The organism is Calditrichota bacterium (assembly GCA_013152715.1).
In the GTDB taxonomy this organism is placed as follows: domain Bacteria; phylum Zhuqueibacterota; class Zhuqueibacteria; order Thermofontimicrobiales; family Thermofontimicrobiaceae; genus 4484-87.
The window spans coordinates 1-16,143 of sequence record JAADFU010000119.1; the positions used below are offsets into that span (position 1 = coordinate 1).

Genomic DNA, 16,143 nt, shown 5'->3' on the forward strand with positions numbered 1-16,143 from the left:
TTGTCTGATTCACCTGACTCTGACCCATCAAATTCTGTTTCCATTAATGGGTATGTTTCTAAACCACTATCTGAAAAAGAAATTTCATACAATACCAGTCAAAGGACAGTAAATGCACCTATTTCATTAGAAATTTATCCCAATCCTTTCAACCCGGAAACCCAAATAAGCTATAATCTTCCACGAGAATCCCGTGTCACTTTGTCAGTTTACAACATCGCCGGACAGAAAGTCGCCACACTGGCTGCGGGACGGCAACCGGCAGGGACTCATACTGCTATCTTTGACGGAAAGTCATTGCCTGCGGGTATTTATTTGGTGAATTTGCAGGTCGGGAGAGAGAATCATTTGCAGAAAGTTTTGTTGGTGAAGTAGAAAAATGCAGTACACCTTCAAGGTGCAAAAAATCTTAATCTTTCTGCGCTGATCTGCAGAATTTGTCCGCCTCTGGCTTGTCCGCCTCTGGCGGATCTGCGTGAAAAAAATCTCTCGCTGATAGCGCAGATTCACGCTGATGGTTTTTATCTGCAAAATCTGCGAGGGCAATCTTGGGAATTGGTTTCAGCAGTCGGGCACTGGTTATTCGGCATCTCGTGTAGTTTCTTCTGAAAAAACGTAAAAAAATACTTGACTTTATCTTTTTTTTTTTTAATTTAAGACAGCTAAAGCAAAGGCAGGCATGACAGCTTACCGCAGCCTGTTTTATTCGCCTTTCGTCAGTTCTACCGCTGAATCTCTTTCTCATTGCCTGCTTTTGGCAAATGTTCAACTCAAAAATAACAACGGACCCGCGATAAACATTCATCAAAATTACTGATATTTTTAACTCATTAAAACAGGAAGCGGTTATGAAAGCCAAAATGATTTTCCTGGCGCTGCTCGCTGTTTTTCTAACTTTTGCCTGCCAAAAGAAAAACAGCACCGGGCCGGCGGACGAAAATATTCATCCGCAGCAGGATATTCCCTGGCCTTCTCTGGCAGATAGTCCATGGCCTATGTTTCATCATGATCCTCAAGGTTCGGGTAGATCGCCGTATCCAGGCCCGACGAAAGGGAGAATTTCAAAAACTGTGACAATCGCTCAAGGAGGAAGTAAATTCACTTTTACTACAATTGGGTCTGAAGGGCATGTTTATTTATCTGTGGGGAACATCTGGAGCGATTCACTGCAACAGACGGATGGCTATTTATTCAAGTTTGACAAAAGCGGCAACCTTATTTGGAAAGTCAATCTGGATGGCTATGATATTTATAACTCGCCATTAATTGATAAAGACGGAATCATTTACATTGGTTCTACGGATGGCTGCTTCTATGCCATCAACCCAGACGGCTCAATTAAATGGAAGTTTTGCACTGATTCCGAAATTACGGGCGACCTTCGAGGCGCAAATATTGGGTTAGACGGTACATTATATTTTAGCACGGTGGAAAATTTTTATGCTCTCAACAGCGATGGTACAGCTAAATGGTCGCTACCTGGATATGGTAATACGCGAGCACTTATTTCGCCCGATGGAAATACCATATATGTTTACTCTGTGAGTTCTGGGACTTTAAAGGCGATGGATAACAATGGAAATTTGATGTGGGACTATCCCTTTGCAATTAATCTTCTTGTGGATTCTTACGGGAGAGTCTATGCTGCAACGAGCGATTCAACTTATGCAGCAATAAATGAAAATGGAAAATTAATTTGGGAGTTTTCGATAGGCCCTCATAAAAATAGAGAAAACGATCGCATAGATTGTAGTGCCGCTCCTACAATTGATAGAATGGGTAATTTCTATTTCCTTACTGTTGATGATTTGTATTCCCTGGATTATTCCGGGGAATTAAGATGGATTATACGCGGTGTCGGTGGTTCCGGAGCACACTTAACTTGTGATTCTGAGGGGAATATATACCTGATATCACCGTACTCTGGGGAGAGTAATATTTTTTCCATCTCAACCACCGGATTTTTAAACTGGAAATTAGGTCTTCCTTTTCGTGGATATACTTCTTGTGCGCTATCTATTTCTTCAGATGGTAAGATGTATGTAATTTCATTGTCATATGATTTAGCAGAATCAAAATTATATATAATTGAATAAAAAAGAAAGGTATAAAATGAGAAAAATTGCATATTTCGTAGCGATGCTTGTTTTATTTTATTTGCAGCTAATGGCAGAGGGAATAAAAAACCATCCATATGAGCTATTTATTGGAACAGTCAATGTTCCTGATGGATATTCAACGACAATCAAGGTGCAAAAAATTGGAATTTCCTGGGATGATTCATTTGATATAACTGATGGATACAATGGTCATACTTTTAGTTTCAACGGAAGCTCCATTGAATACGGGAATATTTATGATGATTGGCAGGACGGATTCGATTTTGTTACTTCTATTCAAGGAGATCACGGAGGTCAATATGGAGGCGTTGTTACCTATGGCGTGTATAAAATTCAAACAACTTATGCCGGTCAATCAATTTATTTTAAATTAGATTATCGAGATTGTAGATATGTAGGTTCTGGGCAACAACCTTATAGTAGTTTAATAGATATTTTCATAATATTTGATGGGCAAAGTCTTTCATTTAAATATTCAGCAGACGAAGCACATTGGCCATTTAATAATATTAACAACAAGAGCACTATCGGTGTTTGGGAAATGTTTAATGTTGGTAGCCCGGTTCGGTCTTGTTTTGAGCCCACCCCACCCCAAAATTTCCACTTTGATTCCACCAGATACCCACACCCTCATTTCACTTGGCTCAAACCGTCTCAACCGACAGGTGTGACATTCAAATACAATATTTATCAAAGCGTAGATGCCGGACCTTATTATCGTGTGGCATCAAATCTGACAGCGTCTAGTTGGACGGATAACGATGTGATTCTCCATCATGGCGGCAATCGTTTTAGTTATTATGCCACGGCATTCGGCTCTCAATCGCCGGAATCCGATCCTTCAAAGTTTGCACCGATTCAGGGCAATCCATCTAAGCAATTACCAAGCGATCCGGAGAACAGGGAACTTAAAAAAGAAGGAGAATTATCTATTTTTTCTGTCTATCCCAATCCCTTCAACCCGGAAACTCAAATAAACTATAATCTTCCACGAGAATCCCGCGTCACTTTGTCCGTTTACAACATCGCCGGGCAGAAAGTCGCCATACTAATTACGGAAAGGCAATCGGCAGGGACTCATACTGCTATCTTTGACGGAAAGTCATTGCCTGCGGGTGTTTATTTGGTGAATTTGCAGGTCGGGAGAGAGAATCATTTGCAGAAAGTTTTGTTGGTGAAGTAGAAAAATGCAGTACACCTTCAAGGTGTGCTTCACTTCAATCTTTCTGCGCTAATCTGCGTTATCTGCGTGAAAAAGTCTCTCGCTGATAACGCAGATTCATGCGGATGGTTTTTATCTGCAAAATATGCAAGGGCTTTTTTCGGTGCCGTCCGCTTTAAAAGTGGATCACTTCTTCCTTAAAGCTGTCCGCGAAGATGCAATACTTCTTCACGATGTGGCACCTGCGCTTGTTTCAGAGCAGATAAATTGCAATCAACCCTAAAATTCCGACAACGGTCACGTAGTAAAATGTAGGAATGAAGGTTTTGCGCAGAGTGACGCCCTCTCTGCCGAGCAAGCCGACGGTGGCAGAGGCTGCTACCACGTTGTGAATGGCAATCATGTTTCCGGCAGCAGCACCTACGGCTTGCAGCGCCACGGTGAAATCAGGTGAGATCGCCAGTTTTTCCGCCACGCTGTGCTGGAACAAGCTGAACATGAGATTGGACACAGTGTTGCTTCCGGCAATGAATGCGCCCAGCGCGCCGATCCAGGGCGCGAACAGAGGCCAGATTTTCCCGACTGTATCAGCGACCCACTGCGCCATGGCAACCGGCATACTGGGAAGATGAACGCTGTTAATTCCGCTGTTAATGTAAATGCGCACCATGGGCACGGTAAAAATCAGCACAAATCCTGCGCCCAGCAGAATTTTGGTGGAGTCGAAAAATGCTTTTTGAACTTGCGTTCGTTTCATGCGATGGAGAAAAATCGTCAGCAGCACGACCAGAATCAGTATCGTTCCCGGCAAATAGAGCGGAGTCGTGGCGGCATTAATGGGAGAGCCAAACACGCCATTCCAGTGCAGGGAGACTGATTTGAGCCATCTACCGAAAGGCAAAAACGGCAATCGCGTGAGTACCAACAGCAGCGCCACAAATAAATAGGGCAGCCATGCCAGCCAGACCGGAATTTTTTTGTCGGTGACTTCGTCCAATCTGATGTCAATGGTGCCCAGCCATTCCTGCGCCCAGTCGGCGCGATCGGGAAAATCCCAGGAATCTTTGGGAATGAGAAATTTTTTCCTGGCGGCAAAGGTGACAATGACCAATCCAACCAATGCTCCCAAAAGCGAGGGAAATTCAGGCCCGAGAAAAATTCCCGTGAGCGTGTAAGGAACCGTAAAAGCCAACCCTCCGAAAATGGCAAATGGAACAATGGAGAGCCCCTCTGTCCATGATTTGTTTTTCCCGAAAAAGCGCGTCATCATCATGATCATCAGCAAAGGGATCAGCGTTCCGGTGATCCCGTGCAAAATTGCGGCTTCGGCGGCGATGGTCCGCAGATATTGCTCGAAGCCGATTCCTGCCCCGGCTAATTTAGCTGTGAGTTCCGGATTTTGCAGCCCTCCGCGCACGCCGATCAAAATGGGCGTGCCCACGGCGCCGAAAGTCACGGCAGTGCTTTGAATCATCATTCCGATCATCACTGCGGCTGCGGCAGGAAAACCGATTGCCACCAGCAGCGGCGCGGCAATGGCGGCAGGAGTCCCAAAACCGGAAGCTCCTTCGATGAAAGAACCGAAGAGCCAGGCGATGATGATTACCTGAACGCGGCGGTCGTCACTGATGTTGGAAAACCCCGCACGGATGGAAGCAATTCCGCCGGAAAATTTCAGCGCGTTCAACAACAAAATGGCGCCAAAAATAATGTACAAAATATCGAATGTGATAAAAAGCCCCTGAATCGTGGAAGCCAAAATGTTCAGCAATGTCATTTTCCAGGCAAAGAAAGCAACGGCGGCTGCGACGAGATACGCTGCCGGCATGGCTTTTTTCGCCGGGATGCGGAAGCCGACCAGGAGTATCGCAGAAAGAAGAATTGGAGAAAAACCTAAAAAAGCACCCAAACCCGATGACATGGCAAATCCTGTTCTGTGAATGAGTTGAATGAAAATTGCATTTAGTATTGCTATTCAATTAAAAAAAATAATTGAAAATGTCAATGTTTTTTTCCGGTTCGAGACCGAAAAAATTTATTGAATATTTCGAAAATATTTTGTAAATTATAAAAATAGAATTCTTGAGAAACTTTGTTTCTGACATTGAAAAGTGCCCCCGCAATTTCCGGGGGATTGTTTTACTGAGAAAGGTGTCGCCTATGGCAAATAAAATTGTGAAAGAAAACGACCCGTTGCGGGAAATAATCAAAAAAATCCCAAAAACTGACCTGCACGTGCATCTGGACGGTTCCATTCGTATGGAGACATTGATTGAAATTGCCAAAAAGGAGAAAATGGAGCTTCCCAGCTACACTGTAGAAGGGATGAATGAACTGGTTTTCAAAGATAATTACAATAATTTGCAGGAATATCTGAATACGTTCGGCTATTCCTGCGCAGTGATGCAGAAGCCGGAATATCTGGAACAAATAGCTTACGAGCTGGCGCTGGACAATCAGGCTGAAGGCGTGCGTTACGTAGAAGTGCGTTTCGCGCCACAGTTGCACATCAATAAGCACATGGATATGAAAACCGTGCTGCTATCCGTAAATCGCGGTCTGGATCGGGCGCAGAAGGAATTCAACAGCCGAAAAGAAATTGTTTCCGGAGAGGAACCGCCGTTTTTCTATGGAATTATTGTTGGCGCTCTTCGCATGTTTGGGAGATATTCTGATTATTACGCTAATTTCATCGATGCGCATCCGTTTTCAGATGCCAAAACTATTGCCAGCTTGGGTTCACTGGAATTGGCTCGCGGCGCAGTGAAAATCCGCGATGAGGAAGGAATTCCCATCACCGGTTTTGATCTTGCCGGAGCGGAAGAAGGCAATCCGGCAAAAATTCACATTCAGGCGTTTCAGTACGCGCATCAGCACTTTCTCGCAAAAACAGTTCACGCCGGTGAAGCTTATGGCCCGCCATCGATTTTTCAGGCGATCACTGATTTGCACGCTGATCGCCTCGGGCACGGGTACTATTTGTTTGACATGACAAAGTTTGAGGGTGAAAAAGTTCAGGACAAAGGGCAGTACGTGGAAAATCTGTGCCAGTATATCGCCGACCGTCGCGTGACAATTGAAGTTTGTTTGACCAGTAACTTACAGACAAATCCTTCTCTGAAAGATATTCAAAACCATTCTTTCAAAAAAATGGTGGAGCGCAAATTAAGCACGACAATTTGTACCGACAACCGCACTGTGAGCAAAACTACGGTGACGGATGAAGTGCTGTTGGCTGTTCGCAGTTTCAAATTAGGGCCGAATACGTTGAAAAATATCATGATTTACGGTTTCAAGCGCAGTTTTTTCCCGGAAAATTACATCAAGAAACGCCGGTACGTACGGCGCTGCATTGATTTTTATGAGAAAATTGTCAAGGGCACGGATTTGGAGGGTTAAATTTTTTATCAGGTGTAGTACACTTTGTAAGTGTGCCACATCTGAAACAACTGTATTTCAAATCACTTATTCTTCTTCCACCCCGGATGCGTGATACCGTGAAATTTAATTTTGTAATTCAACGAGCGGTTGGAGATGCCCAGAATTTTTGCCGCGTCTTTTTGTACCCAGCGCGCAATTTCCAGCGCTTTGAGGATGTGGCGGCGTTCCAGTTCTTTCAGGTTCAGGGTCTCTGGCTGAGCATCTTCCCCATTTTTTTTGCGGCGTTCTTTGCCGCCGGCGAGGAAATAGTCTTTTCCCGACAGAGAAAGATGTTGCGCAGTTATTAGTTCGCCTTCTTCGACGAGCAATACAGCGCGCTCAACTAAATTGCGCAATTCACGCACATTGCCGGGCCAAAAATGGTTCACGAGCAATTTTTTCGTATCTTCAGTAAAACCGCGGGTCGCTTTTTGCATCTCTTTGCTGAACTTTTTGCGAAGAAATTCAGCAATAAACAGAATGTCCTCAGATCTCTCGCGCAGCGGTGGGACTTTGATATTTACCACATTCAGCCGATAGTAAAGGTCGCTGCGGAACCAGCTTTCTTCAATGGCTTGTTCCAAATTTTTATTCGTCGCCGCAATGACGCGCACGTTCACCTGAATCAGATCATTCCCGCCTACGCGATGAAATTCCTTGTTTTGCAGCACGCGCAAAATCTTCGCCTGCGTCATAGGATTCATATCGCCGATTTCGTCTAAAAAAATTGTGCCGCCGTTCGCCTGCTCAAACTTGCCGAGTCGGCGTTGAAACGCTCCTGTGAAAGAGCCCTTTTCGTGGCCGAATAGCTCGCTTTCCAGCAAATTGTCCGGGAGCGCGGCGCAGTTTACTTTCACGTACGGTTTGCCGTGACGGAAACTGGTGAAATGAATCAGATCTGCAATCAGCTCTTTGCCAGTCCCGGTCTCGCCGGTAATGAGTATGCTGGAATTGCTCTTGGCGACTTTTTTGATGAGTTCAAAAATCTCCCGAATTTTTGGACTGCGGCTGACGGCAGGGTAGAAGTGGTCGAAACCAAATTCTTTCATTAATTCCTGGCTGGAACTCAGGGGAATATCCAGATATTCCGCAACCATTTGTTCGCTAATTTCCTCTGCAAAGTTGTTCATTTTATTTACCCCAGAATTTTTTTGGCGTTAGTTTTTGATTTTTCGCCAATTAGATTAAGTCAATTTCTATGCCAAAAAATCATGAAAGGTCATAAGTTTAAAAGAAGCAAGCAAATAACAGAGGCAATTCGTCCGAAAATTTAATTTTTATGTCACAATAAATTCAAAATTATGTCTAAAATCCGACAAACAAATTTTATGGAATATAGTTAACCCCTTAAAAGTACTTAAAATAGAATTTGTTGACGGTAAATGAGGTTTGTGTTTAATTTACAACAGGGGAGAGACTGATAAAAATGATATTAAGTTTAATAAATATAATAGGAAATGAGATGTGTTGGTAAGGAATTTCATTTAAAAACAATTGATTGGGTAGCAATTTTATTGATTTGCTAAATTTGTTGAAAATTGTGCTCAGAATATTTACAAAATTGTTGGAGATAAATTTCCATTGAGGAACTCAACGGTTTATTTATCAATGATAGCCTGCTCTGCCAATTTGCGTTTGAGCCATTGTCTTCCCTGACCGGATTTTAGAAATTTTTCACGTTTCATGGCCGCAGCTCTGGATGAAAATATTTCATAATAAAGCAATTTTTTGAACTTGAATTTTTTCGTGTAAGGGCTTAACCCCTTTTGGTGCTCGTGGATTCTTCGTTGAAGATTGTTGGTTTGTCCGATATATTTTTTGCCATTTTCCAATTCGAGGACGTAAACGTAGAAAGTATTTTCTTTCGTTGGGCTCATTTTTGAAAGGAAAGAAGCAGTGCGCCCACAGGGAATCGAACCCCGAACCTACTGATTAAGAGTCAGTTGCTCTGCCAATTGAGCTATGGGCGCATGACTGCACTAAATTTTTGTTTTAGAACTCCGCACCTATCCGCCCAAGGCGGATTGCTCTGCCTCTGCCAATTGAGCTATGGGCGCATGACTGATACTTTGGAACAACAAAGGCGGAGCTAGTAGTATTCCAATTCCGCCTGATGCACATATTTTTCTCTTTTGTGAGGGTGCAGGGGATCGAACCCTGGGCCCACGGCTTAAAAGGCCGTTGCTCTACCTAACTGAGCTACACCCTCAAATCACAATTTATTTTACTTTCGAACCCTGATCCCATCCGCCAGAGGCGGATTGCTCTACCTAACTGAGCTACACCCTCAAAATTCTCAAAAAGTTCGTTCCAAATTGGGTGCGAAATATAAGAAATTTTATCGTTTAAGTCAACAAAAAAATTGATTTTTTTTATCATTTAGTGAGAAAATGCAACTGAAAGTGCAGTTGTTTGTTCACATCAATCGTCAATGAGCCGACACTGGGTCCTTTGTTGCCTCGGGGTAAAGTTGGTGATCCCGAATTGAAAAATAGTGTGTTACCAGAGCCGTTTCTCAAATCAGCGATGTGAGTGTGTCCGTAAATGATCGCGTCGAAATGCTGTTTGATTTGACTTTTGACTGACGGAAATAATCGCATTGATTGATCGAAAAAACGATGCGTGAGCAAAAAACGGAAGTTTTCCAATTCAATCACTTTTTGCTCCGGATACGTCGCACACAGCGGATAGCCATCAACATTCCCGCACACACATTGCACAGGCGCGATGATTTCCAACTCGTTTATCAAATGCAGACTGCCGATATCTCCCGCGTGCCAGATTTGGTCAACGTCGGAAAAAATATCGTAAATTTGGTACGGTAACTTCCCGTGCGTATCTGAAATGATGCCTATTTTTTGCAAGCGCTGCTCCTGACTGAAAATTAATAACTATAATCAACGGCTATTCCCTGTTAAAGTTCCCTCGAAAAGCGTGTTTCAAGAGGTTTTTTAAGCAAATTAAGTGGCAGACAGAGCTTTGCTTTCGCCTGACGGCGGCTGTTTGATGTGAGGAATGGCAAACGAAGCGAGCAGAGCAACTGCTCCGATGGCGCCCCACAAAATTAACGGATTGTGCAGAAAATGATCCAGCAAAATACCGCCGTAAAAAGGCCCAAATGAACGTCCCATGCCTTGAAAAAGTCCGTACAGACCCATGTATGTCCCGCGTTGGGATTCCGGCGCCCAGTTGGAAGTGATGGTCGTGCTGGTGGGAATGAAGAAAATTTCTCCGAAAGTGAGGATGACAATTGCCAGCGCCAGCATGAAAAAATTTGTGCTGAGAGCAATGACAATCATTGCGATGCCGGCGAGAAAACCGCCCAGCGCAAGGGCCGACGTCAGGCGCATGCGATTGATCCATTTAATTGCCGGTAGTTGAAAGAGAATGATGGTCACACCGTTGATGGAATAGAGATAGCCGAGAAAGATTTTCGAAATATGCACGTGCTCCACAGCAAAGACCGACATCGTCGTGTAGGGTTGTGACAGCACGGAGAAGACAAAAAAGCACAAAAGTCCGTAAAAAACGAATTGGCGATTTTTAACTAAGTGCTTGAGCGCCTTGATATTGAAATTTGATTTTTTGTCTTCTGCAGACGAATCAGGAATAAAAAGAATAACAATAAAAATGACGATGAAAAATAAACCCGATGGAATTAAAAATAGGAGAGAATAGCTCATCGAAGCCAGGTAGCCGCCGACAGCAGGACCGATGGCCCAGCCGAAATTGAGGCCGATGCGCTGGTAGCTGTAGGCCTCGACGCGATTTTTCGGTGCGACGAGATCGGAAATAAGCGCATCTGCCGCCGGCATAAACATGGCGCCGAAGCCGTAGGATAAAATGACAAAGAGTCCGAGAAAGTAAATGGGAAAATGATAAAAAACAGTGATAGCTAACAACAAAAATGACAACGCCCGACCAACGCCGGCAAAAATCATCACTTTGCGTCTGCCGATTTTGTCGGAGTAACCGCCGCCGAGAAGTTGCGTGATCGCGCGCGCGACGGCTGCTCCGAGAAAAAAAGTGCCAACAACCGTCATGGGCACGCCTTGTTCCGAATAAAGGTAAAGGCTGATAAATGGCAAAATGATGGAAAATCCCAGCGCATTGATCACGCGAATGGCGACCAGATACCAGACTCTTTTATCGAATGACTGAAATTTGCTATTGAGTTTATTGATTTTTCTGGTCATTGCCTGTTGCATAAATTCAAACCTGCTTCATCTTGGGAAAGAGTTCCATCTGCGTCTCGTAAAGTCCGATTTGTTTAATGATGTCGTTCAAACGCGAGGTATCTTTTTCAATGTCCAGATCGTCCGTATCGACAACTAAAACGCGGTATTTTTTTGAATATTCTTCCACCCATTTATCGTAATAAATATTTAATTGCGCCAGATATTCTTTGTCGATTTCTCTCTCAAATTCTCTGCCGCGCTTGCGGATGCGGGATAAAAGTGTCCACGTGGAAGCTTTGAGGTAGATTATTAAATCCGGAAAGCGAAGCACATTCAGAATCGCCCCGTACAAGTCGCGATAATTTTGATAATCCACGTCAGAGATGTTATCGCGGTCGTGGAGAATTCTGGCGAAAATCTCCGCATCTTCAAAGATCGTTCGATCTTGAATACAGGTGGTGCTTGTTTTTTGAATTTCCTGATGGGCTTTAAAACGCTGGGTGAGAAAGAAAATCTGCGAATGAAAACTCCAGCGTCTCATGTCTTTGTAAAAATTTTCCAGATAAGGATTTTCTTTCACTTTTTCAAAATAGGGACGCCAGCTAAATCGCTCGCTCAACAGTTGCGTCCAGGTGGTTTTCCCGACTCCGATATTACCGGCGATGGCAAAAAAATAATTTGAATCCAATTTCACTTCCCCTGCTTTTTATTGTCAACAAAATGTATTTTGTCATTTTTCTGAACAATTACTGTGTCTCTCAGCCAACGTGCGTCATCGCGGTGCGGATAATCTGTCGTAAAATGCAATCCGCGGCTTTCTTTGCGATGAAGAGCGCAGTTGATTATTAGTTGGGCGACTAACGCAATATTTCGCAATTCCAACATGCCGTCGGTAATGATTGTTTTTTTGTAAAAGGATTCGATTTCCCGAACGATGAGATTAATTCTTCGCTGGGCGCGTTTGAGTCGAAGTGTGGAGCGGACAATGCCCACGTAGTCCCACATGAGAGATTGGATTTCTTCTTTGTCGTGGGAAATGAGCACCCATTCCTCGTGGTTAAATGTGCCCTCGTCGTTCCAGACCGGGAAAGAAGTGAATTTTTCTTTTTTCTCAAAATCGAAATGGTCGACAATGTGTTGGTAAGCCTGATGTGAAAAAACGTGCGCTTCCAGCAGAGAATTTGACGCCAATCTATTGGCGCCGTGGACGCCGGTACAAGTAACCTCGCCCGATGCGTAGAGATTCTCAATATTTGTTCTGGCGTGCAAATCGGTGACCACGCCGCCGCACATGTAGTGCGCCGCTGGGACGACCGGAATCGGCTCTTTTGTGATGTCAATGCCAAATTGCTGACAATTTTGGTAAATATGGGGAAAACGGGATTTAATTTCATTGGCGTTTTTGTGGGTGATGTCCAGCAGCACAAAATCGTCGCCGCTTTTTTTTAACTCCGCATCTATGGCGCGCGCTACGATGTCACGCGGCGCCAATTCCGCCAGCGGGTGATACTTTTTCATAAATTCTTCGCCGCGCTGAGTTTTTAATTTTGCGCCGAAGCCGCGCACCGCCTCGGAGATGAGAAAAGAATTTGCTCCCGGGGCGTAAAGTGTCGTCGGATGAAATTGCATAAATTCCAGATTTGCCACTTTTGCGCCAGCTCGGTACGCCATGGCAATGCCGTCGCCGGTGGCGATGGCGGGATTTGTCGTGTGCAAATAGACCTGTCCGCTGCCGCCAGTGGCGAGTATCGTGGCGCGCGCTAAAAATTGTTTGATGGATTTGCTTTCCTTGTCAAAAACATACGCGCCCCAGCAGTGGAGTTGCTCCGGATTTTCATCGGCAAAATCTTCCAAATGATGCTCGGTAATCAGATCAATGGCAATGTGCTGCTCGAAAATTCGCACGTTGGGATGGTTTTTGATAGCCTCCAATAGTGATTGTTCGATTGCCTTACCGGTCAAATCTTTGGCGTGGACAATGCGATTTTTGCTGTGTCCGCCTTCTCTGCCCAGGTCCAGCTCGCTGTCGTGCGGCGGTTTTTTGCGCGAAAACTCAACGCCCCAATCGATGAGTTCCTGCACGCGCCGTGGCCCTTCGTGGACGATAAGTTCCACGGCATCGCGGTGGCACAAACCGGCGCCGGCTTTGAGTGTGTCCTGAATGTGTAATTCGTAATTATCATTTTTGTCAACTACAGCAGCGATGCCACCTTGCGCATAGTTGGTGTTGGAATCCGCTTTTTCTTTTTTCGTGATAATGACGACTTCAGCGCGTTCCGCTAATTTCAGTGCCAGAGACAGCCCGGCAATGCCGCTGCCGATAATCAAAACGTCCGTTTCAATAATCATTGTTCGTTTTTCTCGAATGTTTGAAAAAAATAAAAATTGTTAAATTTTTCTGGGATTGATTTGGCAGACGATTAAAAAAATCGATTCTGCAAATTTGTCTTGATTAAAACTTACGGCAAATAAGTTTTAAAATCAATGAATTTTTGAAGTTTTTGCATTAAAGGCTGGAAAGGTTCGGTTGAATTTAAAAAAAGTAGTTCGAATAAATTGTGCGGGCAGTGATTTTAGGCATAAAAAAAGCCAGCACCAATGGAAATCGATGCTGGCCCCCCCTAATCTCATAGCTACCGAGAATCCCCAATTCTCAATAGCAAAGATCAGAACCTTAATTATTCAAACGATAAATATACTCAAAAAGCAGGTTTTGCGTAAAAATAAATCCAATCCATTTAAAAAAAATTAGTTACACGAAAGACATGTTTTTAACCTTTTAATAAACTGCTGCTTAAACTCGACGAGCTGCTAATTTCCGCCGGGTAATCAGATTTTTCGCATGATTAAAATAGTCACCACCAAGGCGCTAATGCGCAAATTTTGAAAAAGCGCACTCAATTTTCAGTACAATTTTTCCAGTCTGATCTGCTGGTAATAATGTTTCAAAATGTCCGGATAGGGAATATTTTTCATCGCCATCACTGTGGCGCCGACCTGGCAGAGACCGACGCCGTGTCCCCAGCCGCCGCCTTTGAGGATGAATTTTTTTACTTTGCCGTCAGCAGCGGTTTCTTTTTCCACATAAAACAGGGAACTGTACAAATGACTCTCGGACAAAACGCGACGGATTTCCAGCTCTTTGCCAATTTTGAGCGTCTTTTTGGAGCCAACAAGGTTGAGGTAAATCAACCGGCCGGAATCGCCGCGTTCCAGCGGTTCGATGTCCTGTAATTCACCGATATCCTCTCCGGTTTTTTTCTTGATTAAATTTTCCAAATCTTCGCGTTTGTATTCGACGGTCCAGCGGAATAAATTTTCCGTGGAATACAAATTTGCCAGTTTGGGCGGCAGTTGGTACAGGTTGGTGTTACAGTAACAATCCGGTTCCGAGTCGATCAGTTTTTTTGCTTCTTCTTCAGTGTTGGCCGGAAACTCCAGTGGCTTGTCGCTGTCAATAGCGGACATCATGTAGGGGATTTTTCGGTTTTCCCAGACGTTGTGGTAAGACTCGATGATTCCGCCGCAGATTTTGGAATAGCGCGCGTCACAGACTTCGTTTTCGTACATGATCACTTCGCCCCAGGTGTTTTCCACTGCCTGACGCGAAATATCCTGTTCACGTTTTTTGCCGTGGTAACACTGGCAGTGGTCGTCGGAGCAGAGATGAAAATTGGCGTTGTAGTGGTGTTTGCCCATGGTGGCGAAAACCGTGCTGCGTGCGGCAACTGTCTGCGCCTCCAGCAAACCCAGCGGACAGTCCGAGGTCATTTCCGATGAGTTGACGCTGGTGAGATAATCTTCGATATTCACCTCGTTGACGACGACTAATTTTCCCGAATTATTGACGCCAATTTCGACGATGCCGCGGTAGTCGAGGTCTTCCAATTTTTGCCAGTGAAATTCAATTCCGATCACAATGTCGGAGACGGTGATGTGCGTGTCTCGCGTAGGATTTTCCGGCACGATTCTGATCGGCGCGGCAAATTTTTGGCCAGCTAATTCAATGGTGGCAGTCGCCTGGGAAACAATATTTTCGATGACCGCATATTCCCCGGGATTTTCCCGGCTTTGACGGAACTCTTGCGCCGATTTTTTGTCCGCAAAATCGCCCACAGCGATCCAGTACTCGCGATTGTCAATGAGTAGATTTTTCGTCTGCAATTCCATTCCCACGCAGCGAATGGTTACGACCAGCCCTTCGTCGCGAAGCTCCTGGGCGCGTTCCTCTGCCAGAGATTTGTCTTTTTCAATGCCGGCCCGCACTTGATAGCGTATTTCGGCAGGCTTTGATTCCACTATCGTTGCTTGATATTTTTCGTCTGCTCTTCCGGTAAAAATTATTTCGCCATTCTGGTTTTCGGCGAAGAAATTTTGATTGCAGGAAAATTTGACTTTTTCCGTGGACTGCAAAACCCCGATTCTTACGACCGGAACTTTATTTTTCGAAATAGTCACTGATTTCTTCTCCTCTCATTTTATCGCTGAACCTGTAAAATAATTTCATTCCAAAATACGTGAACAAAATTCCGGCGATCAGAATTGGTATTCGCAAATGATTTTCGCCGGCGTACCAGCTCATTTTTTCCGCAGGCACATTGGAGTAAATCAGCGCAATGGCATTGTTGACGAAATGAACGATGATTGTCGGAATAATGGAGCCGCTTTTCCACGCCATGACTCCCAGAAAAATACCGAAAAAAGTGAATTGCACCGTCCACCAGGGATTGAGATGAGTGACGGCAAAAATAATCGCCGTCGCCATGACGGCGCGGGTCACGTCAAATGCGTGCTCGAAGCTGGTCTGAACAAAACCGCGGAACAACATCTCTTCCAGCACAGCCGCCAGCACCACGGCAGAAAATCCGATGATCATCAAATCTCCGAAAGAATCGACCGCGAGAGATTTTTCCATCATTTGTTTGAGAATGTCGGGCATGGGCAGGATCATTTGAAATAGCCGGTCAAATTCATCGACAATCACGGACAACCCCACGCCTAAAATTACGCTGATTCCCATCAGCGGTACGCTCACGCGACGCAGACGAAAAGTTTTTGCCAGCGGGTATTTGAAATGCAAAACGTAGATCAGCGCCGGCACGATGACAATGCCCTCGATTAAAAACAGACTGGTTTTCATGCCAATGAGCCCGCCGACCAGCGCGAAAAAGAAAGTCAGCATGAGCGTGAGCAACAAAACGACAATCACGTCCCTGATTGGTGGAAAATGAGAAGGAGTTTCCAATTTTGTCATGAAGTCCTC

13 protein-coding genes and 2 tRNA genes are annotated in these 16,143 nt (G+C 44.6%); 4 read left to right on the forward strand and 11 right to left on the reverse strand.

Annotated features, from left to right (window positions below; all coding sequences use genetic code 11):
* The 3 genes from GXO74_09530 to GXO74_09540 all read left to right on the forward strand — a co-directional run.
* A partial coding sequence (locus GXO74_09530) for a T9SS type A sorting domain-containing protein (GenBank protein ID NOZ61909.1) occupies window positions 1-375 on the forward strand: 375 nt, incomplete at its 5' end.
* Window positions 376-848: 473 nt separating this feature from the next.
* Window positions 849-2,096 carry a PQQ-binding-like beta-propeller repeat protein gene (locus GXO74_09535; protein NOZ61910.1) on the forward strand — a complete coding sequence of 416 codons (1,248 nt, stop codon included), beginning with the start codon at window positions 849-851 and terminating at the stop codon, window positions 2,094-2,096.
* 16 nt (window positions 2,097-2,112) lie between these two features.
* Entirely contained in the window at window positions 2,113-3,303 is a 1,191-nt protein-coding gene (locus GXO74_09540; GenBank protein NOZ61911.1) for a T9SS type A sorting domain-containing protein, read from the forward strand.
* A 232-nt stretch (window positions 3,304-3,535) separates the two neighbouring features.
* Here GXO74_09540 and GXO74_09545 read toward each other — a convergent pair whose 3' ends face one another.
* Window positions 3,536-5,203, reverse strand: a complete 1,668-nt coding sequence (locus GXO74_09545; protein ID NOZ61912.1) for an L-lactate permease — start codon at window positions 5,201-5,203, stop codon at window positions 3,536-3,538.
* Between the two features lie 239 nt (window positions 5,204-5,442).
* On the opposite strand from GXO74_09545, the gene GXO74_09550 reads away from it, so the two are divergent.
* The gene (locus GXO74_09550) at window positions 5,443-6,681 is read left to right on the forward strand and encodes an adenosine deaminase family protein (GenBank protein NOZ61913.1); all 1,239 of its coding nucleotides are present in this window, start codon (window positions 5,443-5,445) and stop codon (window positions 6,679-6,681) included.
* Between the two features lie 62 nt (window positions 6,682-6,743).
* On the opposite strand, the gene GXO74_09555 is transcribed toward GXO74_09550, so the two are convergent.
* From GXO74_09555 to GXO74_09600, 10 genes are all read right to left on the reverse strand, one after another.
* Window positions 6,744-7,832 (reverse strand): sigma-54-dependent Fis family transcriptional regulator, encoded by a 1,089-nt coding sequence (locus GXO74_09555; GenBank protein ID NOZ61914.1) that lies wholly within the window; start codon window positions 7,830-7,832, stop codon window positions 6,744-6,746.
* Window positions 7,833-8,300: 468 nt separating this feature from the next.
* A complete protein-coding gene (locus tag GXO74_09560; GenBank protein ID NOZ61915.1) occupies window positions 8,301-8,579 on the reverse strand; it encodes a GIY-YIG nuclease family protein in 279 nt (92 codons plus the stop codon).
* A gap of 20 nt (window positions 8,580-8,599) precedes the next feature.
* Window positions 8,600-8,672, reverse strand: a tRNA-Lys gene (locus GXO74_09565).
* A 165-nt stretch (window positions 8,673-8,837) separates the two neighbouring features.
* Window positions 8,838-8,911 (reverse strand) — tRNA-Lys (locus tag GXO74_09570).
* A gap of 166 nt (window positions 8,912-9,077) precedes the next feature.
* Window positions 9,078-9,566 carry a metallophosphoesterase family protein gene (locus tag GXO74_09575; GenBank protein ID NOZ61916.1) on the reverse strand — a complete coding sequence of 163 codons (489 nt, stop codon included), beginning with the start codon at window positions 9,564-9,566 and terminating at the stop codon, window positions 9,078-9,080.
* Between the two features lie 96 nt (window positions 9,567-9,662).
* Window positions 9,663-10,910 carry an MFS transporter gene (locus GXO74_09580; GenBank protein ID NOZ61917.1) on the reverse strand — a complete coding sequence of 416 codons (1,248 nt, stop codon included), beginning with the start codon at window positions 10,908-10,910 and terminating at the stop codon, window positions 9,663-9,665.
* Between the two features lie 4 nt (window positions 10,911-10,914).
* Window positions 10,915-11,568: a deoxynucleoside kinase gene (locus tag GXO74_09585; protein ID NOZ61918.1), complete on the reverse strand. Its 654-nt coding sequence runs from the start codon at window positions 11,566-11,568 to the stop codon at window positions 10,915-10,917.
* 2 nt (window positions 11,569-11,570) lie between these two features.
* Window positions 11,571-13,229: an L-aspartate oxidase gene (gene nadB / locus GXO74_09590; GenBank protein ID NOZ61919.1), complete on the reverse strand. Its 1,659-nt coding sequence runs from the start codon at window positions 13,227-13,229 to the stop codon at window positions 11,571-11,573.
* Window positions 13,230-13,784: 555 nt separating this feature from the next.
* The gene (locus tag GXO74_09595; GenBank protein NOZ61920.1) at window positions 13,785-15,338 is read right to left on the reverse strand and encodes a SpoIID/LytB domain-containing protein; all 1,554 of its coding nucleotides are present in this window, start codon (window positions 15,336-15,338) and stop codon (window positions 13,785-13,787) included.
* Window positions 15,319-16,134: a CPBP family intramembrane metalloprotease gene (locus tag GXO74_09600; GenBank protein NOZ61921.1), complete on the reverse strand. Its 816-nt coding sequence runs from the start codon at window positions 16,132-16,134 to the stop codon at window positions 15,319-15,321. Before GXO74_09600 ends, GXO74_09595 begins: the two co-directional genes overlap by 20 nt.
* Between the last annotated feature and the right edge of the window lie 9 nt (window positions 16,135-16,143).

Bases quoted from the DNA above. Each gene is read 5' to 3' on its own strand.
- GXO74_09535 (NOZ61910.1), top strand. From the start codon at position 849: ATGAAAGCCAAAATGATTTTCCTGGCGCTGCTCGCTGTTTTTCTAACT.
- GXO74_09540 (NOZ61911.1), top strand. From the start codon at position 2,113: ATGAGAAAAATTGCATATTTCGTAGCGATGCTTGTTTTATTTTATTTG.
- GXO74_09545 (NOZ61912.1), bottom strand. From the start codon at position 5,203: ATGTCATCGGGTTTGGGTGCTTTTTTAGGTTTTTCTCCAATTCTTCTT.
- GXO74_09550 (NOZ61913.1), top strand. From the start codon at position 5,443: ATGGCAAATAAAATTGTGAAAGAAAACGACCCGTTGCGGGAAATAATC.
- GXO74_09555 (NOZ61914.1), bottom strand. From the start codon at position 7,832: ATGAACAACTTTGCAGAGGAAATTAGCGAACAAATGGTTGCGGAATAT.
- GXO74_09560 (NOZ61915.1), bottom strand. From the start codon at position 8,579: ATGAGCCCAACGAAAGAAAATACTTTCTACGTTTACGTCCTCGAATTG.
- GXO74_09580 (NOZ61917.1), bottom strand. From the start codon at position 10,910: ATGCAACAGGCAATGACCAGAAAAATCAATAAACTCAATAGCAAATTT.
- nadB (NOZ61919.1), bottom strand. From the start codon at position 13,229: ATGATTATTGAAACGGACGTTTTGATTATCGGCAGCGGCATTGCCGGG.
- GXO74_09600 (NOZ61921.1), bottom strand. From the start codon at position 16,134: ATGACAAAATTGGAAACTCCTTCTCATTTTCCACCAATCAGGGACGTG.